The sequence below is a fragment of the Lawsonibacter sp. JLR.KK007 genome, assembly GCF_036941135.1.
Lineage (GTDB): Bacteria > Bacillota > Clostridia > Oscillospirales > Oscillospiraceae > Lawsonibacter.
The window spans coordinates 1,127,737-1,151,879 of the sequence record NZ_JAYWSY010000001.1; the positions used below are offsets into that span (position 1 = coordinate 1,127,737).

General features: G+C 58.4%; 24 protein-coding genes and 1 riboswitch. Of the genes, 11 read left to right on the forward strand and 13 right to left on the reverse strand.

Features of this window, described 5'->3' with window-relative positions; all coding sequences use genetic code 11:
- The first annotated feature begins 14 nt into the window (after positions 1-14).
- From VV088_RS06310 to VV088_RS06325, 4 genes are all read left to right on the forward strand, one after another.
- Complete coding sequence (locus tag VV088_RS06310; protein ID WP_334599928.1) at positions 15-677, forward strand: VanZ family protein; 663 nt, start codon at positions 15-17, stop codon at positions 675-677.
- Positions 670-2,643: an NAD-dependent DNA ligase LigA gene (gene ligA / locus VV088_RS06315; RefSeq protein WP_334599929.1), complete on the forward strand. Its 1,974-nt coding sequence runs from the start codon at positions 670-672 to the stop codon at positions 2,641-2,643. Before VV088_RS06310 ends, ligA begins: the two co-directional genes overlap by 8 nt.
- Positions 2,644-2,663: 20 nt before the next feature.
- Positions 2,664-3,605: a DMT family transporter gene (locus tag VV088_RS06320; protein ID WP_334599930.1), complete on the forward strand. Its 942-nt coding sequence runs from the start codon at positions 2,664-2,666 to the stop codon at positions 3,603-3,605.
- A gap of 72 nt (positions 3,606-3,677) precedes the next feature.
- Positions 3,678-4,808, forward strand: coding sequence for a DUF362 domain-containing protein (locus tag VV088_RS06325; RefSeq protein ID WP_334599931.1), 1,131 nt, complete (start codon positions 3,678-3,680; stop codon positions 4,806-4,808).
- A 127-nt stretch (positions 4,809-4,935) separates the two neighbouring features.
- Here the strand turns inward: VV088_RS06325 and VV088_RS06330 are convergent, their stop codons facing one another.
- The 4 genes from VV088_RS06330 to VV088_RS06345 all read right to left on the reverse strand — a co-directional run bounded on the left by VV088_RS06330 (position 4,936) and on the right by VV088_RS06345 (position 8,095).
- Entirely contained in the window at positions 4,936-5,289 is a 354-nt protein-coding gene (locus VV088_RS06330) for an SdpI family protein (protein WP_334599932.1), read from the reverse strand.
- Between the two features lie 26 nt (positions 5,290-5,315).
- Positions 5,316-6,314 (reverse strand): tyrosine recombinase XerC, encoded by a 999-nt coding sequence (locus VV088_RS06335; RefSeq protein WP_334600468.1) that lies wholly within the window; start codon positions 6,312-6,314, stop codon positions 5,316-5,318.
- Between the two features lie 239 nt (positions 6,315-6,553).
- A complete protein-coding gene (fba, locus tag VV088_RS06340) occupies positions 6,554-7,522 on the reverse strand; it encodes a class II fructose-1,6-bisphosphate aldolase (RefSeq protein ID WP_334599933.1) in 969 nt (322 codons plus the stop codon).
- 171 nt (positions 7,523-7,693) lie between these two features.
- Positions 7,694-8,095, reverse strand: coding sequence for a hypothetical protein (locus VV088_RS06345; protein ID WP_334599934.1), 402 nt, complete (start codon positions 8,093-8,095; stop codon positions 7,694-7,696).
- A gap of 244 nt (positions 8,096-8,339) precedes the next feature.
- Between VV088_RS06345 and VV088_RS06350 the strand changes: the two genes are divergently transcribed.
- A complete protein-coding gene (locus VV088_RS06350) occupies positions 8,340-9,581 on the forward strand; it encodes a 6-phosphofructokinase (protein ID WP_334599935.1) in 1,242 nt (413 codons plus the stop codon).
- A gap of 132 nt (positions 9,582-9,713) precedes the next feature.
- Entirely contained in the window at positions 9,714-10,145 is a 432-nt protein-coding gene (locus VV088_RS06355) for an AraC family transcriptional regulator (RefSeq protein ID WP_334599936.1), read from the forward strand.
- Positions 10,146-10,421: 276 nt separating this feature from the next.
- Here VV088_RS06355 and VV088_RS06360 read toward each other — a convergent pair whose 3' ends face one another.
- Positions 10,422-11,306 (reverse strand): SPL family radical SAM protein, encoded by an 885-nt coding sequence (locus VV088_RS06360; protein WP_334599937.1) that lies wholly within the window; start codon positions 11,304-11,306, stop codon positions 10,422-10,424.
- Between the two features lie 122 nt (positions 11,307-11,428).
- Between VV088_RS06360 and dinB the strand changes: the two genes are divergently transcribed.
- The 5 genes from dinB (at position 11,429) to VV088_RS06385 (ending at position 16,300) form a co-directional block, all read left to right on the forward strand.
- Positions 11,429-12,664, forward strand: a complete 1,236-nt coding sequence (gene dinB / locus VV088_RS06365; RefSeq protein ID WP_334599938.1) for a DNA polymerase IV — start codon at positions 11,429-11,431, stop codon at positions 12,662-12,664.
- A gap of 140 nt (positions 12,665-12,804) precedes the next feature.
- Positions 12,805-13,833: an inorganic phosphate transporter gene (locus VV088_RS06370; protein ID WP_334599939.1), complete on the forward strand. Its 1,029-nt coding sequence runs from the start codon at positions 12,805-12,807 to the stop codon at positions 13,831-13,833.
- Between the two features lie 113 nt (positions 13,834-13,946).
- The gene (locus VV088_RS06375) at positions 13,947-14,678 is read left to right on the forward strand and encodes a ZIP family metal transporter (protein WP_334600469.1); all 732 of its coding nucleotides are present in this window, start codon (positions 13,947-13,949) and stop codon (positions 14,676-14,678) included.
- 80 nt (positions 14,679-14,758) lie between these two features.
- Positions 14,759-14,869: riboswitch (TPP riboswitch) on the forward strand.
- 94 nt (positions 14,870-14,963) lie between these two features.
- Positions 14,964-15,551, forward strand: a complete 588-nt coding sequence (locus VV088_RS06380; protein WP_334599941.1) for an energy-coupled thiamine transporter ThiT — start codon at positions 14,964-14,966, stop codon at positions 15,549-15,551.
- Complete coding sequence (locus VV088_RS06385; protein WP_334599942.1) at positions 15,548-16,300, forward strand: TatD family hydrolase; 753 nt, start codon at positions 15,548-15,550, stop codon at positions 16,298-16,300. The genes VV088_RS06380 and VV088_RS06385 overlap by 4 nt, the downstream gene beginning before the upstream one ends.
- Before the next feature lie 2 nt (positions 16,301-16,302).
- On the opposite strand, the gene sigG is transcribed toward VV088_RS06385, so the two are convergent.
- The 8 genes from sigG to VV088_RS06425 form a co-directional block, all read right to left on the reverse strand.
- Entirely contained in the window at positions 16,303-17,073 is a 771-nt protein-coding gene (sigG, locus tag VV088_RS06390; RefSeq protein WP_334599943.1) for an RNA polymerase sporulation sigma factor SigG, read from the reverse strand.
- Positions 17,074-17,201: 128 nt separating this feature from the next.
- Entirely contained in the window at positions 17,202-17,666 is a 465-nt protein-coding gene (locus VV088_RS06395) for a VOC family protein (protein WP_334599944.1), read from the reverse strand.
- Between the two features lie 39 nt (positions 17,667-17,705).
- Positions 17,706-18,554, reverse strand: coding sequence for an AraC family transcriptional regulator (locus tag VV088_RS06400; RefSeq protein ID WP_334599945.1), 849 nt, complete (start codon positions 18,552-18,554; stop codon positions 17,706-17,708).
- Positions 18,544-18,987 (reverse strand): DUF523 domain-containing protein, encoded by a 444-nt coding sequence (locus VV088_RS06405; protein WP_334599946.1) that lies wholly within the window; start codon positions 18,985-18,987, stop codon positions 18,544-18,546. The genes VV088_RS06400 and VV088_RS06405 overlap by 11 nt, the downstream gene beginning before the upstream one ends.
- A gap of 214 nt (positions 18,988-19,201) precedes the next feature.
- Complete coding sequence (locus tag VV088_RS06410) at positions 19,202-19,453, reverse strand: IreB family regulatory phosphoprotein (RefSeq protein WP_334599947.1); 252 nt, start codon at positions 19,451-19,453, stop codon at positions 19,202-19,204.
- 126 nt (positions 19,454-19,579) lie between these two features.
- Positions 19,580-20,776: an MFS transporter gene (locus VV088_RS06415; protein ID WP_334599948.1), complete on the reverse strand. Its 1,197-nt coding sequence runs from the start codon at positions 20,774-20,776 to the stop codon at positions 19,580-19,582.
- Positions 20,777-20,805: 29 nt separating this feature from the next.
- The gene (locus VV088_RS06420) at positions 20,806-21,309 is read right to left on the reverse strand and encodes a DUF6985 domain-containing protein (RefSeq protein WP_442913136.1); all 504 of its coding nucleotides are present in this window, start codon (positions 21,307-21,309) and stop codon (positions 20,806-20,808) included.
- Positions 21,309-24,140, reverse strand: coding sequence for an FtsK/SpoIIIE family DNA translocase (locus VV088_RS06425; protein WP_334599950.1), 2,832 nt, complete (start codon positions 24,138-24,140; stop codon positions 21,309-21,311). Before VV088_RS06425 ends, VV088_RS06420 begins: the two co-directional genes overlap by 1 nt.
- Between the last annotated feature and the right edge of the window lie 3 nt (positions 24,141-24,143).

A 24,143-nucleotide genomic window follows, 5' to 3' on the forward strand; every position in this document is an offset into this window, starting at 1 on the left:
GGGAAAATATACCAATGAGCCTGACTGAGACCCTTTGGTGGTACCTTGGGAATATTTGGGAGTACGCACTGCAAATGCTGCCCTGCATGTGCGCCGCGCTGGTCCTCTTTTTCCTGCTTCGGCCCTGGCGCTGCAGGCGGCTGGCCCGGCTGGGGCTGTCCAGCGGCCCGTGGCGGGAGGGGGGGCTGCTCCTGTTCGTCACATTTGCCGCCGGGCTGGCTGCTCTGACCGTATTCCCCGCCTGCTTTTGGACCGCCTGGCACTGGCGGGCCGTGTTGGCGGGCGCCCGGCCCGTGATCCCGGCGGTGGATCTCCAGCTTCAGCTCCAAACGCTTCAGCTGGAACCCTTTCAGGAGATTTTCCGGGCCTTTCGCGGCCCTTGGGTCATGTTTATGATGTTGGCCAACATCGGCATCTTTACCCCAGTGGGCTTTTTCACCGCGCTGCTTTGGCGCAGGCCCCAGTGGTGGAAGTCTCTGCTGGCGGGCTTTTGCTCCTCCGTCATCATCGAATTCACCCAGTTTTTCATCGGCCGCAGCACCGACATCGACGATGTGATCCTGAATACCACAGGGGCACTGGCAGGCTTCTGGATCTTTTGGTTGCTGCGGACCGTGGCCCCAACTTTCACTGCAAACTTTCAATGCCGCCCCAGAGGAGGAAATCATTATGGATGACTATTCCGAAATTCAGGCGCTGCGCCAGGAACTGACCCAGGCGGGCTATGAGTATTATGTTCTGGACAAGCCCGTCATGTCCGACTACGACTATGACCACAAGCTGCGCCGTTTGGAGAAACTGGAAGCCGCCCATCCGGAGGCGGTCACGCCGGATTCGCCCACCCAGCGGGTGGGGGGACAGGCGCTGGAGGCGTTTACTCAGGTCACGCATCAGGTGCCGCTGGAGTCCCTCCAGGATGTGTTTGACTTTGAGGAGCTGGAGGCGTTCGACCAACGGGTGAAGGGCGTGGTCCCGGATGCCGAGTATGTGGTCGAACCCAAGGTGGACGGCCTGTCTGTTGCGCTGGAGTATGAGAACGGCTTATTTGTTCGGGGAGCCACCCGTGGGGACGGTCAGGTAGGGGAGGATGTCACCGAGAATCTGCGCACTGTGCGCTCTATCCCGCTCAAAATCCCGGATGCCCCCGCCCGGCTCATCGTCCGGGGTGAGGTTTATATGCCCAAAAAGGTATTCCATGACCTGAATGAGGAGCGCGAGCGCAGGGGAGAGGCCCTGTTTGCAAATCCCCGCAACGCCGCCGCCGGTTCCTTGCGGCAGCTTGATCCGAAAATCGCCGCCACCCGAAAGCTGGACATTGCGGTATTTAACGTTCAATTTGCGGAGGGCATGTCCTTTGCCACCCATTTGGAGACGCTGCAATATCTGCAGGACAAGGGCTTTAAAGTGATTCCGCATGACAGCTGTGCCCAGGCGGCTCAGGCCGGGGAACGGATCACCGAAATCGGAGAGACCCGAGAAACGTTTCCCTTTGACATTGATGGCGCGGTTGTAAAGGTAAATAACCTGTCACAGCGTGAGATACTAGGCTCTACTGCCAAATTTCCCCGCTGGGCCGCCGCTTATAAGTACCCTCCGGAGGTGAAGCCCGCCCAGGTCGTGGACATTGTGGTCCAGGTGGGCCGCACCGGAGTGCTGACCCCCAAGGCTGTCCTGACACCGGTCCGTCTGGCCGGGACCAGCGTCACCAACGCCACCCTCCACAATCAGGACTTCATCCGGGAAAAGGATATCCGGATCGGCGATACGGTCCTGGTACGCAAGGCGGGGGAAATCATTCCCGAGGTACTCTCCGTGGTCCTGGAGAAGCGCCCCGAGGGGACAACGCCTTACGTCTTGCCAAAAGTCTGCCCGGTGTGCGGAGCGCCTGTCGAACGGGACGAGGAGGGGGCTCACACCCGCTGTACAGGAGCGGAGTGTCCCGCTCAGCTCCTGCGCAATCTGGCCCACTTCGCCAGCCGGGACGCCATGGACATCGACGGCCTGGGCATTGCGGTGGTTGAAAATCTGGTGGCTGCAGAATTCGTCAAGACCCCCGGCGACCTGTACTTTTTGAAGGAGGAAGAGATCGCCAAGCTGGATCGGATGGGGAAAAAATCCGCAAAAAATCTGATGGCTGCGCTGGAGAGATCCAAGGGACAGGATCTGTCCCGGCTGATTTACGCCTTCGGCATCCGCCAGGTGGGTCAGAAGGCGGGTAAGATCCTGGCCGCCCGGTTCCACACCTTGGACGCGCTGCAGAACGCAACCTTGGAGGAACTGGTCGCCGTGGACGACATCGGCGAAATCACCGCCCAAAGCATTCTGGAGTGGATGGCCAGCCCTCAGAGTCAGCACCTGATCCAGCGGCTGAAGGAGGCCGGCGTCAACATGACGGCGGCGGAGCAGGGAAGCGACCAGCGTTTCGCCGGCATGACCTTTGTCCTCACCGGCACATTGCAGCAATTCACCCGGGACGAGGCCAGCGGCATGATCGAGGCCAGGGGCGGCAAAGCGGCAGGTTCTGTCTCCAAAAAGACCACCTACGTGGTGGCGGGGGAGGCGGCAGGCTCCAAACTGCGCAAGGCCCAGGAGCTGGGGATTCCCGTTCTGACCGAGGAGGAATTTTCAGAGCTTCTGCGCTGAGAGAAAAGGGGAGAGGGACTGTGAAAAAAGGATATTTTTACATTGCTGTCGCAGTGGTCATGTTCACCTCCTTCGAGGTCGTGCTGAAGTTTGTGGCTGGACAGATCAACTCGGTGCAGCTGACTCTGTGCCGCTTTTCCATTGGCTTTCTGTTCCTGCTGCCCATCGCCCTGCGTACCCTGAAAAAGCGCAGCAAGCAGCTGGACCGTGGGAGCGTGGCCTATTTTGCCCTGTTGGGCTTTGTGGGCATTGCACTGTGCATGCCCATCCTCCACATGGCGGTGAGCTATACCAATTCCTCTGTGGCGGCGGTGATGTTCAGCTGCAACCCGGTTTTTGTCACATTTCTGGCCTACTTTCTCCTGAAAGAGCCGATCAAGCCCCGCCATATTGTGGCGCTGGCGCTGGAAATCCTGGGTACGGTGGTTATCATCAGCCCCTGGGACGCCAAGCTGAACATGACGGGGGTGTTCCTGGCTCTGCTGTCTACCCTGCTGTTCTCCATCTACGGTGTGATGGGCAAGCGAAAGGTGGCGGAGTTCGGCGGCGCGGTGGTCACCTGCTTCAGCTTCCTCTTTGGCAGCCTGATCGTGCTGGCATTTATCCTGCTTACCCATGTCCCAGCTGTGGCTCAGCTGTTCCAGGGTATCGGACTGGACAGCTTTTCCTACATCCCCGTTTTCGCAGGCTACACTCCACAAAATCTGCCCTATGTGCTCTTTGTTTCGGTGGGTGTGGCGGGTATCGGCTTCTGCACCTATTTCCTGGCTATGGAGTACCAGCCGGCCAGTGTGGTGTCGCTGGTCTACTTCTTCAAGCCGGCTCTGTCGCCAATTTTGGCCTGGATCGTCCACGGGGAGGAGATCTCCCAGAGTATGTTCGCCGGTGTGGTCCTGATCGTGGCCGGTTCTCTGTGCTCCATCATCCCGGGCATTCTTGAGGCAAAACGGGCCAAGACATAAGATTCCCCCTTGACTTAAAGTATACTTCATATGGTATAGTAAACAGCAAATCAACGGAGGAGAGGATAATACATGCAAGCTTCCACGGTTTATTTTACAGACTTCCATACGCAAGCCTTTGGTGACGGTCTGCCCACCAAACTGAAAAAGCTGATCCTGCGGGCCGGCATCCAGAAGCTGGACCTGGACGGCAAATTCGTCGCCATCAAGATGCATTTTGGCGAGCTGGGCAACGTCAGCTATCTGCGGCCCAACTATGCCAGGGCGGTAGTAGACGTGGTCAAGGAGCTGGGCGGCAAGCCCTTCCTCACCGACTGCAACACCATGTACCCCGGCAGCCGCAAAAACGCTCTGGAGCACCTGGAGTGCGCCTGGCAGAACGGCTTTACTCCGCTGACGGTGGGCTGTCCCATCATCATTGGCGACGGGCTGAAGGGGACGGATGATGTCGCTGTCCCGGTGGCGGGCGGCGAGTACGTGACCGAGGCCAAAATCGGCCGGGCCATTATGGACGCCGACGTGTTCATCAGCCTGACGCACTTCAAGGGCCACGAGATGACCGGCTTCGGCGGGGCCATCAAAAATATCGGTATGGGCTGCGGCTCCAGGGCGGGGAAGAAGGAGCAGCACGCCAGCGGCAAGCCCAAGATCAACGCCAGCGCCTGCCGGGGCTGCCGCCGCTGCCAGCGGGAGTGCGCCAACAGCGGACTGGTGTTCGACGAGCACATGATGAAAATGTCTGTGGATGCAGCCAACTGCGTTGGATGCGGCCGCTGTTTAGGTGCCTGCAATTTTGATGCCATCTACTTTACAAATGATAATGCCCAGGCAGCCCTGAACTGCCGCATGGCGGAGTACACCAAAGCGGTGGTAGACGGCCGTCCTCAGTTCCACATCTCTCTAGTGGTGGATGTGTCGCCCAACTGTGACTGTCACGGGGAAAATGACGTGCCCATCCTGCCCAACCTGGGTATGTTCGTATCCACCGACCCTCTGGCCCTGGATCAAGCCTGCGTGGACGCCTGCCTTGCCGCCGAGCCTATGCCGGACAGCCAGCTGGCCAGACATCTGGCCGACCCGAAGTTCCACGACCACCACGATCACTTCACCAATTCCACACCGGAGTCGGAGTGGCGTAGCTGTCTGGAGCACGCCGAAAAGATTGGCTTGGGTTCCAGGACCTATGAGCTGATCGAATTGTAAGTTCCTGCTTGAATGGCGTTCTTATTAGTAAGGCTTTCATCCGATGAACGGTAACATACCGTTCTGAAAAAGATGAACACAGAAGAACTCTATAGAAAGCGCCTGTCCAGACGGACAGGCGCTTTTCCTATTTCTCTTCGTTGTGAAAGGTATTCTTCAGCAGCAGGTCGATCATGAATACGGACACACAAAACAACACCATCTGCCCCACGATCAGCCACACCCAAAAGGAGGAGCAGTCCTCTTGAAACAGAATCATGAGCGCCGCGCTGGCCGCTCCGCTGATGATCCCGATGCGGGTCCAAAGTCTGGCGCAGTGCCGGTGAGCCATAGCCCAGGCGTCCGGGTTCTTTTGTGTCAGCTCTGTGCTGTAGGCCAAGCCCTTGGATCGGTAAGGGGGAGGGGAAATTTTCCACAACAGCCCCACCACAAGCATAGCGGCCGGAGACAGCATCACAACAGCAAAATAGAAGATATCCATCCAAAAACCTCACTTAATAATAAAAATCAGCCGTCTTTATCGTCTTTTTTGGGCCTTTTCCGCTGCTTCGCACCGCTCAGCGGATTGGCTTTGGCGGCAGCGCGCAGGTTGTCGCTGTCCACATGGGTGTAGATTTGGGTCGTGTTCAAGTGATCGTGGCCCAGTACCTCCTGAAGGGTGCGTACATCCACGCCGTTCTGCAGCATCAGCGTCGCCGCCGTGTGGCGCAGCTTGTGGGAGGAATACTGGGTGCTGTCCAGCCCTGCGGCGGTCAGATGTTTTTTTACCAGCTTGTGGACCGCCGCCTTGGAGATGCGCCGCCGGTTCTGAAGGGTGACAAACAGTGCGTTCTGATCCGCCAGCGTCAGGGCGTCCCGTTCAGTGAGCCAGTCCAACAGAGCTTTCTGACAGGCATCGTTGAGATACAGCATCCGCTCCTTGTTGCCCTTGCCCAGCACCCGCAGCTGACCGTCTCGAACATCTGTCTTATTCAGGGAAACCAGCTCCGAGATTCGCAGGCCGCAGTTCAGAAATAAGGTCAAAATACAATAGTCCCGGCTGGAATTTTTACCGTCTACACTGTCCAAAAGATCCAGGCTTTCCTCCAAATTCAGATATTTTGGCAGAGTTTTCTTTTGCCTAGGCGGGTCCAGGTCCTGAACGGGGTTGACGTCCAGCAGCTTAGCCTTGTTGGTAAGGTACTTGTAAAACGACCGGATCGTGGCGACCTTGCGAGCCCGTGAGGTGTTGTTCAGGCCGCGTTCCCGAGACAAGTAGCTCATGTAGGAATAGATGTCGGTCAGTGAAATGTCCTTAACCAGCGCCAGGTCCACGTCATCAATGGAGATGCCGTTCAGCGGAACATCCTTGGCCGCCAGACCTTTGCTTTGCTTCAGGAACCGAAAAAAGTTTCTCAGATCCAAGTAGTATTCATCCACCGTCCGACGGGAATGACCTTGAATGGTCTCGTGATAGACCAGAAAATCCCGCAGGATAGGCGGAGCTTCGGTACGGTAGTCCAAAATCAGGTCAGAGCCCAGAAATACCTTCCTCAGCCTCCACCCAGGTCAACAAAATTTTTATTTTGTTGACCTGAAATAATGGACCGAATCCGGGCTCCGACATCCCTCCTCTCTGAATTTGTTTCGTTTATCTTATCACGCTTTGCTCCATTGGGCAAGCATTACAGCGGCTAAAAAGGTTTCCCGCCGGTTCGACACAAAAAAAGGAGCGCCGAGGCGCTCCTTTTCGGATCTCAGGTGACTTAAGCCTTGCCGTTGCAGCCCAGAACGTCCACCAGCTTGTGGCGAACCAGCTCCTTGATGTTGGCGCGGGCGGGCTTGAGGTACTCGCGGGGATCGAACTTGTCGGGGTGCTCGCTGAAGAACTGCCGGATAGTGCCGGTCATGGCCAGACGCAGATCAGAGTCGATGTTGATCTTACACACGGCGCTCTTGGCGGCCTCACGCAGCTGAGACTCGGGGATGCCCACCGCGTCGGGCATCTTGCCGCCGTTGGCGTTGACCATTTTTACATACTCTTGGGGCACGCTGGAGGAACCGTGGAGCACGATGGGGAATCCGGGCAGACGCTTGGTGACCTCCTCCAGAATGTCGAAGCGCAGCGGAGGCGGGACCAGCTCCCCCTTCTCGTTGCGGGTGCACTGAGCGGCGGTGAACTTATACGCGCCGTGGCTGGTGCCAATGGCGATGGCCAGAGAGTCGCAGCCGGTCTTGGAGACGAACTCCTCCACTTCCTCAGGACGGGTGTAGTGGGAGTCCTCAGCAGAGACGCTGACCTCGTCCTCTACCCCGGCCAGAGCGCCCAGCTCGGCCTCGACGACAACACCGTGGTCGTGGGCGTACTCCACCACTTTCTTGGTGCCCTCGATGTTTTCTGCGAAGGACTTGGAGGACAGGTCGATCATAACGGAGGTAAAGCCGCCGTCGATGCAGGACTTGCAGGTCTCAAAGCTGTCGCCGTGGTCCAAATGGAGCACGATGGGGATTTCGGGGCATTCGATCACGGCGGACTCCACCAGTTTCACCAGATAGGTGTGGTTGGCATAGGCGCGGGCGCCCTTGGAAACCTGCAGGATCACAGGGGCTTTCTCCTCTTTACAGGCCTCGGTGATGCCCTGAACGATCTCCATGTTGTTGACGTTGAAGGCGCCGATGGCGTAACCGCCGTTATAGGCCTTCTTGAACATTTCAGTAGAAGTAACAAGGGGCATGGGAATAACCTCCTTATAATTAAGTCCTTTTTATTTTACCACATTTTCTCCAAATTGCAATTGCCCAGCGGAAAAAAACTCCAGCGGGACAGGCAGGAGTTTTGTGGGATTTGTGAACAGCGTTCTGCGTTCCAAGGGGATTTTGCTTCCAAAAAATGAAGTCCTCCTCCATTAGCTGGAAACTGTTGGTGAGTTTATTTTGTCTAAATACACAATAACTTTATACGTTCCGACAAAATTATCACAACTGGCGACCAGCGTATATGTGCCAGAACGTTCCAGCGTAAAATAGGCCGCCAGCTCTTTTGCGTTATCCAAGGTATATACGGCATTGCCAGCCCCATCATACAGTGTAATATCCAAAATTCCGCTCATAACATCCGATTGACAAACAAACTTGATCCTGCTGCCTGCTTCTCCTGTAAAGGAGATGCTAGAAGTTGTCGTGATCTGCGTTGAATACTTGTTGCTCATATTACCTAATACGGTGGGCCGGGCCAGCAAATGAACACCCGTGATTCCTGCGGTCACAGCAAGCACCGAAATGATGAGGATGATATATTTCTTCTTCATACCATTTATCTTATCCCTTCAAACCAGCGTCTGTTCGTCAATTTGCGAGAAAGCATTCCTTGAAAGTGGCGGTTCTTCTTTTTCATTGCCTGTTTCCACTCTGATTTTACCATTATCAGCGCTAAAATGCAAGACAAGGTAGGCTATTCTCCCCGTTTACAAAGGGAGAAGTTTTTGCTATAATATCCCTGCTAAAAATATTACCCATTCCACAAAGGATATTTTGAATTTGGAGGTAATCAACATGAGCAACACATTAAAGGGCGCCCTGATTATCGGTCAGTCCGGCGGCCCCACTTCCGTCATCAACGCCAGCGCCTACGGCGTCATCCGCACCGCTCTGGACTGTCCCGACATCACCGCCGTCTACGGTGCGGCCCACGGCATCAAGGGCGTGCTCAACGACAAGCTGTACGACATGGGCCAGGAGGACGCCAAGGAGCTGGAGCTGCTGCTCAATACCCCCTCCTCCGAGCTGGGCTCCTGCCGCTACAAGATCGCCGACCCCGACGCCGACGACACCGACTACAAGCGCATCCTTGAGATTTTCAAAAAGTACGACGTGCGCTACTTCTTCTACAACGGCGGCAACGACTCCATGGACACCTGCAACAAGATTTCCAAGTATATGCAGAAGGTGGGCTATGAGTGCCGCATCATGGGCGTGCCCAAGACCATCGACAACGACCTGTTCGGCACCGACCACTGCCCCGGCTTCGCTTCCGCCGCCAAGTATATCGCCACCTCCTGCGCCGAGGTGTACAAGGACGCCCGGGTGTATGACACCGGCATGGTGACCGTCATCGAGATCATGGGCCGTCACGCCGGCTGGCTGGCGGGCGCCGCCGCTCTGGCCGGAGTGGTGGGCTGCGCCCCCGACCTGGTCTACCTCCCCGAGGTGGATTTCGATATGGATAAGTTCCTGGCCGATGTGGACCGCATCTATAAGGCCAACGGCAACTGTATTGTAGCCGTCTCCGAGGGCATCCACTATGCCGACGGCACTTTCGTCTCCGAGGCCAAGACCTCCGCTACCGACGGCTTCGGTCACGCCCAGCTGGGCGGTCTGGCCGCTCTGCTGGCCAACGTGGTCAAGGAGCGCACCGGCGCCAAGGTCCGTGGCATCGAGCTGTCCCTGCTCCAGCGCTGCGGCGCGCACGTTGCCTCCCGCACCGACATTGACGAGTCCTTCCTGGCCGGAAAGACCGCCGTGGAGGCCGCCGTGGCCGGCGAGACCGACAAGATGGTGGGCTTCGAGTGCTCCCGCGAGGGCGGCAAGTACGTCTGCCAGACCAAGCTGTTCAACCTGTCCGAGGTGGCCAACTTCGAGAAGAAGGTCCCCCTGGAGTGGATCAACGCCGATCAGAACGGCGTCACCCAGGCCTTCATCGACTACGCCCTGCCCCTCATCCAGGGCGACGCCAAGGCCCCCACCGAGAACGCTCTGCCCCGCTTCGCCCGCCTGAAAAAGGTTCTGGCCAAGTAATTTTTTCAAGCGAAGGCCCGCCCCATTGGGGCGGGCCTGTTTTGTTAAAAAAACGCTTGAAATTCATTTTAATTGCCTGTATTATCAACTTATCTGGCCAGAAAATTAAATATAATTTGGAGGCAATTCATTTTGAAAATCGAGACATTTCAGAGCATTACCATAGCTTATATGCGCCGCACTGGGGCATACGGACCCGAAAATCGTCAGCTAATGGAGAATTTGAAGGCCTTTTTAGCGCAGCACGGCCTGCTTCACGAGAAAAGCACCATATTAGGTATTCCGCTGGATGACCCGACTATCACACCGGCAGAACAATTAAGATATGATGTCGGCCTGATCATCCCTGTGCATGCGGTCATTCCCCTGCCCACCCGCAGCATCGACGACGGAACATACGCTGTCTTTGAAGTTCAGCATACACAACAGGGCGTATCATCCTTCTGGCAAAATATTGGGCAGCTCACCTTGTCCATAGACAATACAAAACCGATCATTGAACGCTATTCTTCCCAAAAAATCGCGGAGCATTTATGTGAGTTTTGTGTTCCAATCATTCGTTAAAAAAGCTCAGCTGCCGGCACTGGAAGAAAGCAGCTCCTTATCGTCCCGCCGCAGCGGCAAATGGCTCCTTTGGAAAGGAGCTGTCAGCGAAGCTGACTGAGGATTGCGTTTTGCGAAGCAAAACATACGGAGTAATCAAAGTTTCCGCCCCACAAAAGTCCCCGACCCCTCGTTTGCTTCGCATATTTTGGCTTCGCCAAAATGCAATCCTCCGCCCCAGTGTGCGCACTGGGGCACCTCCTTTCAAAAGGAGGCTTTTTTGCGCTCCCAAAAACCTCAATCAAAAAAACTCAGCTGCCGGTCCTCATAGCTCCGGGTGGCGGCGGAGATGATGTGTTTCATCTCATAGAGCAGGCCCAGCTCCCGGCACCGGGCGGAGAACAGCGCCCACAGCTCCTTGGCACTGGGGCTGGAGCAGTAGTAACGGGAGCCGTAGCGCTTGCGGTACCTCTCCCCCATCCCCGGAAAGGCTCGGTCCAGGCCGTTGAGGAAAAAATCCCGCTGGCCATCCCGCATGGTGACGCCGAAGGCGGCATAGACGAACCGCGCCCCCGCCTGGGCGGCACGATCCACCACAGAGAGGACATTTTTCGAAGAATCCTCCACAAAGGGCAGTACCGGCATCAGCAGAACCCCGGCAAACACCCCTGCCCTGGACAGCTTCTCCAGCGCCTCCAGCCGCTGACTGGGCGGCGGCGCATGAGGTTCCAGCTTGGCGGCCAAAGTGTCATCCGTGGTAGTGATGGTCAGCTTGCAGATCACAGGAGAGTGCTCCTGAATCAGCTGGTACAGGTCGATATCCCGCGTAATCAGGTCGCTTTTGGTGGCCGCCGCCACCCCGCACTGGTAGGCGTCGATCAGCTCCAAGGCGTGGCGGGTAAGCTGAAGCTCCCGTTCAAAGGGGTTGTAAGGGTCGCTCATGGAACCCATGGTGATAAAAGCGGGCTTCGCCTTTCGGGCCAGGTCGTCCCGGAGGATGCGCAGAGCGTCTGCCTTGGCCGTCACCCGGTCAAAATCCGGATTCTGGTAGCAGGAGCTGCGGCTGTCGCAGTACAGACAGCCGTGACAGCAGCCACGGTACAGGTTCATGGTGTGGTCGGTGCCGAACCACTCCGTGGATTTGCTCCGGTGGAGCAGATGCTTGGCGGGGACATAGTCCATACTGCCTCACCTCTTCCTCATCTTACCATCCGCCACAAAATTTGTCAAGGAAAATTAGAACAAAAGTTTGACTTCTCAAATGGGACGGTGTATAATAACCTCGCCAACAGGAGGTGCGGACGGTGGACCGGGTTATTTTTCACTGCGATCTGAATAGCTTTTACGCCTCGGTAGAGCTGCTGTCCCACCCGGAGCTGCGCCACAAACCGGTGGCGGTATGCGGCGACCCGGCCAGCCGCCACGGCATTATTCTGGCGAAAAACGAGCCCGCCAAAGCCTTTCAGGTGAAGACGGCAGAGACCATCTGGCAGGCCAAACGAAAGTGTCCCGACCTGGTCCTTCTCCCCGCCCATCACGGGCTGTATCGGGAACTTTCCCGTAAAGTGAATTCGCTTTACCATGACTACACCGACCTGGTGGAACCCTTCGGTATTGACGAGAGCTGGCTGGATGTCACCGGCACCCTCCATCTTTTTGGCGGGGACGCCAAAGCTCTGGCCGACCACCTCCGGGACGAGGTCCGCAGCCGCTTCGGACTGACCATCTCAGTAGGGGTATCCTTCAACAAGGTGTTTGCCAAGCTGGGCAGCGACTACAAAAAGCCGGACGCCACCACCGTTATCACCCGGGAAACGTTCCAAAGCATGGTCTGGCCCCTGCCAGTCACCGATCTGCTCTACGTGGGCCGGGCAGCCGCTCAGACCTTTCAAAAATTTGGCATCCATACCATCGGTGATCTGGCTACCTTCGACCGGGAGCAGCTGTTCTCCCTTTTAGGCAAAAACGGCGCTCAGCTCCACGACTTTGCCAGCGGAGCGGACCACTCCCCCGTTGCCCCTGCCGGACAGTATACCCCTCCCAAGTCGATAGGCAACGGCTATACCTTTCCCAAAAATCTGCAAGGCCGGGACGAGGTTAAGGCGGGCGTCTCCCAGCTGGCCGACCAGGTAGCTGTCCGCCTTCGCAAGCACGGCATGATGTGTCAAGGAATATCCCTTGCCATTCGAAGCCCCGAATTCCGTGACATCAGCCGCCAGATGCGGCTGGACCCGCCTACCGATCTGGCCCGGGAACTGACACAGTCCGCCATGGAACTGGCGGATTGCTGCTGGAATATGGCTAACCCGGTCCGGGCGCTTACTGTGACCGCCATTTATTTGCTCCCTGCCGAGGCGGCCGGTACCCAACTGGACCTCTTCTCCGCTGACCGGGACAAAAAGCGCCAGCGTCTAGAGCGGTTAGAGGAAGCCATGGACGTGATCCGGGCTAAGTACGGCGCCGGAGCTATTGCTCCCGCATCCGCGCCCCGCGACCCCAAGCAGGAGCGTCACGCCCCGCCGCCGGGTGGAGGAATGTGATGACGGCTTCCTTTTTTGTAAAAAAATTTCATTTTCTCAACGCCGCCAATCCTTGCGGGCATGGTGCTTTCGTTGCTGTTCAAAAAGAAAGCATGAAGTAGGAATCCAGCCGCATAATCTGGGGTATGGAGGTGTTGTCCATGCCCCTGTCTTTTTTGGATTTTTTAGGTCAGTTAAGTGGGAATTTTTCTCTGTTTGAAACCGTTATGCTGATCTTAGCCGTCCTTCTTGTCAACGGCTGGACAGACGCGCCTAATGCCATCGCCGGAGCGGTTGTGACCGGAGCGCTCCCCTTTCGGGCCGCCGTACTGCTGGCGGCGGTATGCAACTTTTTCGGGGTGCTGTGCGTCACATCGGTGAACGCCTCCGTAGCGGAGACGGTCTACTCCATCGCCTCCTTCGGCGGCGGAAGCAAGGCGGCGCTCACCGCTCTGTGCGCCGCTATGACAGCAATCGTCCTCTGGGCGGGACTGGCCTGGTGTTTCGGCATCCCTACCAGCGAGAGTCACGCTCTGGTGGCCGGGATCTCCGGTGCGGCAGCGGCGCTGGAAGGCTCTTTTACTTGCATCCGGTGGGACTGCTGGGCGAGGATCGGGCTGGGATTGATCCTGTCCACCGCCGCTGGATTTCTGGCGGGCAGAGCGGCCTACAATCGCCTGAAGACTGTAAAGCTTTCAGACCGTACATCCCTTCTGACGCAGCTGCCTGGAGCGGCTCTGACCTCATTTCTCCACGGCGCTCAGGATGGCCAGAAATTCATTGGCGTCTTCCTTCTGGGCACAGCCCTGGCCCAGGGGCGGGCGGACGAAGACGGCTTTCTGATCCCTCTGTGGCTGATGGCGCTGTGCGCTCTGTTCATGGCGCTGGGCACCCTCATGGGGGGCCGCAGGATCATTGAAACCGTAGGCCGGGACATGGTCACCCTGGGTCCCTGCGAGGGCCTGTCTGCCGACCTGGGCAACATTGCCTGCCTCCTGGGGGCCACCCTCCTTGGACTGCCCGTCTCCACCACCCATACCCGTACCTCCGCCCTGCTTGGGGCCGGTTCCGCCGGACACGTCCGCCCCGACTGGCGCGTCGCGAAAAAAATTCTGCTGGCTTGGCTACTCACCTTTCCCGGCTGTATGGCCATCGGATACTGGATGGCAAAACTCTTTCTTGCTGCATAGCCTAATCTGGAAGCAGCCGTACAGGCGTTGTCTGCGAATCTTCCAGAAAGGGTTCTTACATCGTGTTACAGGCACTTACTTGGGCCGCCGGAGGCACTGGCTTCACCGCTCTGATGACCGCCGCCGGGGCCGCTGTGGTCTTTTTGTTCCGCAAAAAAAATTCCATGACGCTCCACCGGGTCATGCTGGGGTTTGCGGCCGGGGTGATGATTGCAGCCAGCATGTGGTCGCTGCTGATCCCCGCCATCGAAAAGGCTGAGGAGCTTGGTATGGTGGGATGGCTCCCCGCCGCAGGAGGCTCCATCCTGGGCATTGGCTTTCTTCTGCTGATGGACTATCTCCTGCCCCACTTTGGACCGGAGTCCTTCCACCGGGGAGCGTCTCCCAGCCGCACGGCGCTGCTGGTGCTGGCGGTCACCCTCCACAATATCCCGGAGGGCATGGCGGTGGGCGTCTCCTTCGCCCTGGCCGCTCAGAGCGGCGACGCAGCCCTTCTCACCGCCTCCACAGCCCTGGCCATTGGGATCGGCATTCAGAATTTCCCCGAGGGCGCGGCCATCGCCCTGCCTCTGTACCAGGAGGGCATGGGCAAGGGCAAGGCATTTTGCATCGGAGCCACCTCCGGACTGGTGGAGCCGGTATTCGCCCTGCTCACCGTACTGGTGGCCGGGACGGTTCAGCTGGTCCTCCCCTGGCTGCTGTCCTTCGCCGCCGGAGCTATGCTCTATGTAGTGGTGGAGGAGCTGATCCCCGAGGCCAATCTGTCCCAGGGAGGGCATTCCGGAACTCTCGGCGTGATGGCAGGGTTTCTTATTATGATGATCCTGGACGTGGCGCTGGGATAGCGGAAGGGGCTTCCGCCAGAGGAAGAAGCCCTGAGAAAAGAAAATGGTTGACAGGCCGAACATCTTTTGATATACTGGCTCCACAATCCAAGGGGCGCTGGCGCATGCCGGCTGAGATGTGACGTATTGCCGTCTGGTCCCTCGAACCTGATCCGGGTAATGCCGGCGTAGGAATGCGATTTGCAGCGGACTGCCAATTTTTGATCGTATGCCCACGCTTGCGGGCATACGATTTTTTTCGTTCCCGCGGGCACTTCCCACCACACATTTTAGGAGGAAGTTCATATGAAAATCACCGTAGACACAGCTATGAAGCCCACCACACGGCAGAACGTCCTGCTCCTGTGCGAGGGAGCGATGATGGTCGCCCTTGCGCTGATCCTCAGCTACTTCAAAATCCAGTTCCTCCAGGCCGGCTCTATCAACTTCTGCATGGTGCCTATCATCCTGTTTGCCGTCCGCTGGGGGCTGGGCGGAGGTCTTTTGGCCGGCGCCGCCTTTGGGACTCTGAAATTCTTTTGGGCGGAGGGCTTTGCCATCAATATCTGGTCCTTCCTGCTGGACTACTCTGCGGCCTATATGTTCGTAGGTCTGGCGGGTGTTATGCGCGGACGGAAGCACGGTCTGCCCATCGGCTGTCTGGTGGGCTGTTTTGGCCGGTTTCTCATCCACTTCATCTCTGGCCTGACCATCTACCGCATCCTCATCCCCACTGAGCTGTTCGGCATCGTGTTCAGCAGCCCCTTCACCTTCTCGGTGGTCTACAACGGCTCCTATATGCTGCCCAGCACGGTGGGCTGCTTTGCCGTCTGCCTGCTGCTGGAGAAGCCGCTGGCCCGCTTCCTTCCCCTGAAGGACAAGCAGGGGCTATGATCGACACGCACTGTCACCTGGACCAGCTGCCCGAACCGGACCTGGACGGCTGGTTCTCCCAGGGACTGGATATGATCGTGGCCCCCGCCATGGGGATGGACTCCCTCCAGCGGCTGCTGGCTTTTGCGGAAGAATGGCCCGGACGCATCTTCCCTGCCGCCGGAATCCACCCGGAGCATGGCCCCGCGTGGAAGCAGGCGGAGGAGATGGCCGGCTGGATCGACCAGAACCATGACCGCATCTTCGCTGTGGGCGAGGTGGGCCTGCCCTGGTATACCTTGCCTTCCGGCTCCCCTATTCCGCAGCAGTCCTTTGCCATCCTGGACTTGTTTCTGGATCGGGCCGTCCGGTGGGATCTGCCGGTCATCCTCCACTCGGTCCATGGAGCGGCCGCCCCCTGTCTGGAACGGTTGCGAAGCAAAGGCGTCCGCCGGGCGGTGTTTCACTGGCTCAAAGCTCCGGAGGCGGTCACCAAAGAGATCCTGGCGGAGGGCTATTTCATATCCGTCACTCCCGAGGTCACAGTCCTGGAACGGGACCAGCGTCTGGCGGACCTGGCCTTCCCGAACCAGCTTCTGCTGGAGACCGACAGCCCGGAGCCCCTGCGCATCCAGCGGAAGGGTTCCCCTAACCCCTTGTGGGCGGCGGACAGCATCCGCTGGCTGTCCGCCCGCTTTGGACGCACTGAGCAGGAAATCGAAGCGCGCCTGGACGCCAACGCCCGGAGCTTTTTCCGGCTGCAGCGGTAAGGTCACATCTCCTTTCGGATCTGCCGCAGGGCGTTTTTCTCCAGGCGGGACACCTGAGCCTGCGAGATGCCGATCTCAGCGGATACCTCCATCTGAGTTTTGCCCTGAAAAAAGCGCATTGAGAGGATTTTCCGCTCCCGTTCGGTCAGATGGTCCACCGCCTCCTTCAGGGCGATGCGCTCCACCCACATCTCGTCGTTGTTTTTGTTGTCCTTCACCTGATCCATGACGCAGATTGTGTCCCCGCTGTCGGAGTACACTGGCTCATAGAGGGACACCGGCTCCAGGATCGCGTCCAGGGCAAAGACCACGTCCTCCCGCTTTACCTCCAGGATGTTTGCGATCTCGTCCACGGTAGGCTCCCTCTGGTGCTGAGCCATGTAGGCCTCCTTGGCCTGGAGGACCTTGTAGGCCGTGTCCCGCATGGACCGCGATACCCGCATCGTGCTGTTGTCCCGCAGATAGCGGCGGATCTCCCCCACGATCATAGGCACGCCGTAGGTGGAAAATTTCACATCCAAATCGGTGTTGAAGTTATCGATGGCCTTGATCAGGCCGATGCACCCCACCTGAAACAGATCATCGGCGTTCTCTCCCCGGTTGGCAAACCGCTGGATGACCGACAGCACCAGCCGCAGGTTGCCGGCGATGAGTTCCTCCCTGGCCTGCATGTCCCCCTCCTTGGTCCTGAGAAGAAGCTCCCGTGTCTCGTCGCTTTTCAACACCTTAAGCTTGGCGGTGTTCACCCCGCAGATCTCTACTTTATGCTGCATGACTGAAAAAACCTCCCGCCCGGATTACTGGTAATTCCAGTATCTCCGGCGGGAGGTCTTTCATACGGTTTTGGGCGGTTCGAAATTTTTTATCGTTGGACCGTTTTCGATGGATTTTTTGGCTTTTGTCACTGGCCGCTCTTCCAGAGGCGCACCAGCTCAACAGGGTGCTGGGTCCGCTGAGCCACCTCCTCGTCGCTCATACCCTGGGCCAGATACCGCAGCCCCACCGAACGCATGGACTCTCCCAGCTCGATGAGGTTGCCGTCTGGGTCGAAGAACCGAAACACCCGCTGTCCCCAGGGATACTCCTTCACATCGTGGACCAGCTCCACACCGGACTCCCTGATCCGGGCTGCGTCGGCAACCAGGTCCTCCGTCTCAAAGTACAGCTCCCCGTTCCAGGGCTTCCACCGGACGTTGTCCTCTGGGAAGCCCACCAGCCCGGCAAACCCCTCCTGAAGGGCAAAGCCCCCCTCAAAGGTCACGTTGGTTCCGTGATCCAGGACGATGTTCTGGCCCAAAACCTGCTGATAAAAAGCCTTGGCCGCCTCAATGGACCGCACCGCGTACAGAGCAGAGCAATATTTCATGATCCGATACCTCCATCATTCAGATGGCAACAGGATACGCTAAAATTTCAGCGGTTCATTGTAAAAATCGGACAACCTGGCCTGGTAGGCGCCCGGCGTCACACCGCAGACCGCGCGAAAATCGTGGATAAAATGGGCTTGATCAAAGTAGTCCAGTTCCTGGGCCAGGCGGGTCAGGGAAAGACCGGCCGACCGCTGCATCAGCATGGCGGCCGTGTTGATTCGTACAATCCGCTGCAAGCGTTTGGGAGAAAGCCCGCACCGCTCCCGAAACAGCCGGGTCAAATGCCGGGAGCTGTACCCGGTCTCAGCCGCCAGTGCCTCCGGACTCTGCCGCCCATCCAAAAACCGGGCCAGCAGGCCGGTAAACGAGTGGCCGCTCCTCAGCCGGGCGCAGAGCCCTTCATCCACCGCCTCCACAAATCCGTCCAGATCCTCTGCGGCGCGCCAGCAGTCCCGCACCAGCTGATCCAAACCCTGTTCCCCATCGGCCAGAGGAAGGATCTGGTCCTCCAGCTCCCACAACGGTATCCTGGAAAAGGCGGACAGTCCGCCGGGACGAAACTCCACAAAAAAACGCAGCGGACACACGCCCAGGTCGTTCTGTACCTGCACCGCCCGGCTGGAGGGGCCGTAGAGCACCCCGTCCAGCCCGTCTCCCCTCAGCGTAAAGGTCAGACAGCCGCTGGCGTCGGGCAGGATGGTCAGCGGAGAAAACTCCTGCGCTGCAGAGGCAAAGCCGCTTCCCAGGCAGAAGGTGTAGTGGGCCACAAAGGGCCGCAGTGGGTCAGAGGGCCAGAGATACAGGTGTGTAGACGTCTGAGCAGCCAGATGGTTTCCGCGGTTTTGAAAGGCCCACCCCCACGCGGCGGCCTTCTCAGAGATCATACAGGCTGGCCTGCAGGTGTTCCTCGTCCATGACTTCAAAACCGGCCTCCTCCAGCAGTCTGGCGGTCACTCCCCAGCCTGGCTTGACGGTGTGGGTGAAGGTGCCGTCATAGACCTCCCCGCAGCCGCAGGAGGGAGACCTGGACTTCAAAATGGCCACCGTACAGCCGTTCTCCCTGGCGATGGCCAGCGCCCGCTCCGCCCCGGCCTGGTAGGCAGCGGTGACGTCCACCCCATCCTCCGTCAGGACCCGGCCGTCCGGCTGGATCTCGGCGGGCGTTCGAGGGACCGACAGCCCTCCCAGCACCTCGGGACAGACCGGGATCAAGTTGTGTCCCGCCCGGTGCAGCTCAATGATCTGCCGGTCCAGACGGCTGGCCCCGTCGTACCGGCAGGGCTCGCCTAAAAAGCAATGGCTGACTAAAATGTTCATGCTAGTTCTCCTTCGTTTTTGTTCAGCTTCAGGGAAATCCCCTGCTCCTGTCTGGCGGACTTCAGAATAGCAGCAGCTGGCAAGGTTTTTTCCTTCACAGATAATTCAAGCCGCATTGAGAAAACTGGGGATGTGCTCTGTAAAAATCCTTCATAACCTCCTTCCGCAAAAAAACGGCCCGCTGCTGAGCGGACCGCTTATAGGCACATGAAACTCAGTTGTTTAGGTAGTACCGAACCACAGTCTGGAGCAGTTCATCCCGATCCACCTTGCGGATCAAAGCCCGGGCATTGTTATGGTTGGTGATATAGGTGGGATCCTCGGACAGGATATAGCCCACAATCTGATTGATGGGGTTGTATCCCTTCTCCTGCAGAGCCTGATAGACCGTGGTCAAAATCGCCTTGATCTCCAGGTCCCGCTGATCGCCCAAGCTGAATTTACGGGTAAAGTCCATATCCTCCATAGTAGCACCTCCCATATGGACAGTTTCCCTTCTGCTGCAGGCAAAAGGGCCGCTTTTCACATAGTGTACTCCAAAACCTTGTCAATGTAAAGAGATTTGCAAAAATTTAATATAAATGAAATATTTCTAGCGCTCCGTCATTGCGGCGGCCGCCAGCTGAAACAGCGCCGACGCCATCGCCAGGATAAACACGTACTGTACTCCCCAGGCGTTCCAGATCAAACCCATCACAGGGGACGCAATAATGGCCATAATGTGGTCCACGCTCAAGCCTACAGAGAGGGTCCGGGTGACCTCGCTGGGGTCTAGAGCGATGGAACGCATCATGTAGGAATGGACCATGTTGAACTGCTCAAACAGGACGCACAGCACGTAGGCTCCAAAAACCAGCCAGGTCTGCCAGTCCCCCAGATGGAAGGAACCGTTGGCCAGCATCCCGGCCAGCAGTCCCATTAACGAGAAGGTGACCGCGATATAGGCCGCCTCCACCAGCAGCATCCTCCTTACGCCCAGCTTGTCCAGCATGTTGCCAATGACCGGCGCAACCAGCGTCCCCGCAAAATGGACGACAATGGTGAGCAGAGCCACCGTATCCGCCCCCTGCCCCAACAGATTGATGATGACCCAGGGCGCAAACACAATTTTGATGCGCTTCTGACAGCCATAGGCCAGTGTCACCATATAGTAGGGCATGTACCGCTTGCGGAACAGCAGCTTATGGTTTTTGACCGTATCCTTTTGCGGAAGGGAGACCGCCATTGCCGCCAGCAGAAGTATGGCTCCGGCGGTGGCGGCGGCTCCAAGGGCAAAGGGCAGGATCATCCGGGTCTCAAAGCGGAAAAAGCCGGTCCGGAAGCCAAAGAAGACCATCACCGCCGCCACCATATTGAACAGGGTGTTGACCCCCTTGAAGGCTCCCAGAGTGGTCCCTACCCGGCCCTTCTCCGCCAGATCCATGGAAATTGCATCGTTGAGGGGCATAAACAGGTGCATACCCAGCGAATGGATGAACAGAAATAGCAGCATCGTCCCGTATTCTGGGGAAAACCAGCCCAGGACGATAAAGCCGGTCAGGACCAGGATCTGAGCCGCCACAGACATCCAAAGGTTGCCCAGCAGACCCAGCGCGGCTACCAGCACCATGCACAGGATGCCGGGGCTCTCCCGCGGAATCTCAATAAACCCCCGTTGGACGGAATTAATATGAAAAGCCTCGTTAAAATAGTTGGAAAAGATGTTGTTGCCCAGGCCGTTGGCCAGAGCGGTGAGGGCCAGCACCGCCAAGAACATTTTTACGGCCCACTGTCGCTTCTGTTCGGTCATGTTTTGTACGCTCTCTCCTTTATGGTTCCCTAAAACGCGATGCTCTGATATCCGATCCCGGCGATCTCCTCGTCTAAAAGCTGAATACCCACTCCGTTATTATTCGGGTCCTCGGCCCAGTCTCGGCTGAACAGCAGGTAGAGACAGCGCTTTCCATCGTAAACGTTCCGCATAATGCCGTCCGACGGGAGCGCCACCATCTCCAGGGTTACCCATTTGCGCATCTCCTCCACCGTCTCGATCTCGGGCCACCAGGCGGCGAACTCCTCCGGGTCGTCGGGGCCGTAAGCGAAGCGCTCCTCCTCGTTGTAGTAACGGATGACTTCCTGCATCACAGCCTCCTGCAGGCCCGGCCATTTTTCCAGGAAAGAATGATAAGCTGCATGCTGCAACTCCGAAACCTCTGTCTGCTCTCCGAAACTGGAATCGACTATCAGGTTCAGCTGTCTCTCCTCCCCGAAAAAGTCCAGATTTATATGACCATTCCAGTAAAAACCGTCAAAGTCCAGTTCTCCAAACACTTGATCGATCATCACAGCGTATCCTCCTCCGCCCGGTCCAGAGCGTCGTCCACATCGAAGGGGGGCGCATCCTCCGCCGGGGCAGGGACGGGTTCCGAAGCGGGAGCGGCGGGCGCAAAGGAGTCACCTGGGGTGGTGATGCCTTGGCGGTACTTCATCTCCTGCCACTGCTCCTTGGTGATCAGCAGCTGCCGGGGCTTGCTGCCCTCAAAGGGACCTACAATGCCCTTCTCCTCCAACTGGTCCACCAGCCGGGCGGCCCGGGCGTAGCCCAGCTTCAGCCGGCGCTGGAGCATGGAGACAGACGCCTGCCCGGTCTCCACCACCACCTCGGCGGCAGCATCGATGAGCTCGTCGTACTCGCTGTCCACATCCTCCGGGACGGAGCCTCCCACCCCCTTGGAGCCCTTCTCCTTCTCTGCGGCGTTGTGCTCGATCTCCTGCATGACGGAGTCGTCATACTGAGCGGCGCCGCTGTTCTGCTTGACAAAGTTTACCACAGCGGCCACCTCCGGGTCGGAGATAAAGCAGCCCTGAACCCGGGTCGGCTTGCCCACGCCAAGCGGAGCAAACAGCATGTCGCCCCGGCCCACCAGCTTTTCCGCACCCTGGGTGTCCAAGATAATGCGGGATTCCATGGCGGACGCCACGGCAAAAGCAATTCTTGAGGGAATGTTGGCCTTCATCAGGCCGGTGATCACATCGGCGGAGGGCCGCTGGGTGGCAATGACCAGGTGCATGCCGGCGGCACGGCCCATCTGGGCCACCCGGCAGATCGACTCCTCCACCTCCTTGGCAGCGACCAGCATCAGGTCGGCCAGCTCGTCGATGATGACCACGATGGAGGGCATTTTGTCCACGCCTTCGGTGCGCTCCGTGTAGGCGTTGTACTCCTCCAGCTTGCGCACTCCGACCTCTGAGAAGGTGCGGTACCGCTTCATCATCTCGGTGACGGCCCACTGAAGGGCGCCCGCCGCCTTTTTGGGGTCGGTGACCACGGGAATCAGCAGGTGAGGGATGCCGTTATAGATGCCCAACTCCACCATTTTGGGGTCCACCATAATCAGCCGGACCTCCTCCGGGGTAGATTTGTAGAGCAGAGAGGTAATGATGGTGTTGGTACACACCGATTTGCCGGAGCCGGTGGTACCGGCGATGAGCAGATGGGGCAGCTTGCCGATGTCGCCAATGATGGCCTGACCGCTGATATCCTTGCCCACAGCAAAGGAGGTGTTGGACCGGCTGGCGGCAAAGGCGGAAGAGCCGATCACGGACCGGATACTCACCGGAGAGACCACCTTGTTGGGCACTTCGATGCCAACCACTGAAATTTTGTCGGGAATGGGAGCGATGCGTACACCGGCAGCCCCCAAGGCCAGGGCGATGTCATCGGCCAGGTTGGTCAGCTTGGTCAGCTTGACTCCCTGCTCCATAGACAGCTCATACCTGGTCACCGAGGGGCCCCGGACCACGTTGATAATGTTGGCGTTGATGCCGAAGGAGTGGATCGTATCCCCCAGCCGCTGGCGGTTGGCGTTCAGCTCGCTGAGGGCCTCGCCGCCAATGTCCCCTGCGCTCTCCTTCAGGAGGGACAGAGGCGGATATTGGTAGGGCAGCGTCTCCTGGTTCATGGCCTGCTGGATCTCCGCTCCCAGCTGAGCAGCCTCGCTGGCAGCCTCCTGAGCCGTCACCTTCGCCAGCGCGGGCTCCGCCGCAGGGGCCGCGGTATGGGGACGCTCCAGGACAGGGGCCGCAGGGGGAGGCGTCACAGCAGGCGGCACAGGCCGGACCGGAGACGCCGGAGCGGCAGACGGCTCCTCCATCACCGGACTCACAGGCCGCACCGGCTCCGAGGCAATGGGCTCCACCGGAGCCATGTGGGAGGGCGGCGTAATAGGCTCCGGTTTGGAGATGGCGGGGAACTCCACCTCCATGATTTTGGATGCTGGCTCCTCCTGGGGCAGCACCATCTCCTCTTCCTCCGCCTCCACCGGAGGCTCCTCCCTGGGACGAAGAATCTGGTCCGGCGTAGGCACCCGGGGGCTTCGGTTGAAAAATCCCTTTTTCTTGGGCAGAGGCGTCTCTCTGTCCACCCGAGGGCCGTCCTCCATTGGGATGTCAATGGCGGCGCGGGCGGTCCTGCGGGAGGAGACCGGCTCCTCATACCGCTCCTGGCTCCCGCGGCTCTGGGCCCGGCTCCGGCGGACCGGTTCGGGCTCCGGCTCGTACTCCGGGCGGTTGAAGACCCAGTCGGCCACATCCACGATGGAGCGGTCAAAGGCGGCCAGTCCCACAAACACCCCAACGATCACGAAGACGATGGTGGCTCCAAGAGCGGTAAACAGAGAGACGCATACCTGAGCCAGAAGACCGCCCAGGACTCCTCCAGACTGCAGCGCCTTTCCGCTGTCCAGCAGGCTTCCCCACAGATCTCCGTTCCACTCCATAGGCTCGATCAGGATGGCGTGGAGCATACAGGAGAAGATCAGCGGCAGGACCAGGGCGCAGGTCAGCCGCAGCTGAACCGGGCGTCCCCGGTGGAAGCCCAGGATGTAAGCCCCCAGCAACAGGGCCGGAGGGGTGAGCAGAAAGCCGTAGCCCAGCAGGCCCTTGAGCAGAGAGCAGAACCAGCTGATAAAAATGGCCTCCATATTAAAATAGCCCAGGGCGGAGAAAATGGCCAGCAGAAGGCAGACCACCGCCCCTACCTCCCGGCGGACAGGCTTCTGCGCAGACGCCTGACGGCTCTTGGAGCCGCTTTTGGCCCGGCTCCCGCTGGAGGAGCCGCTCCTCCCTCCGCTGGACGCGGAGCGGCTCCCCCCTGTTTTCTTTTGTGTTGCCATATG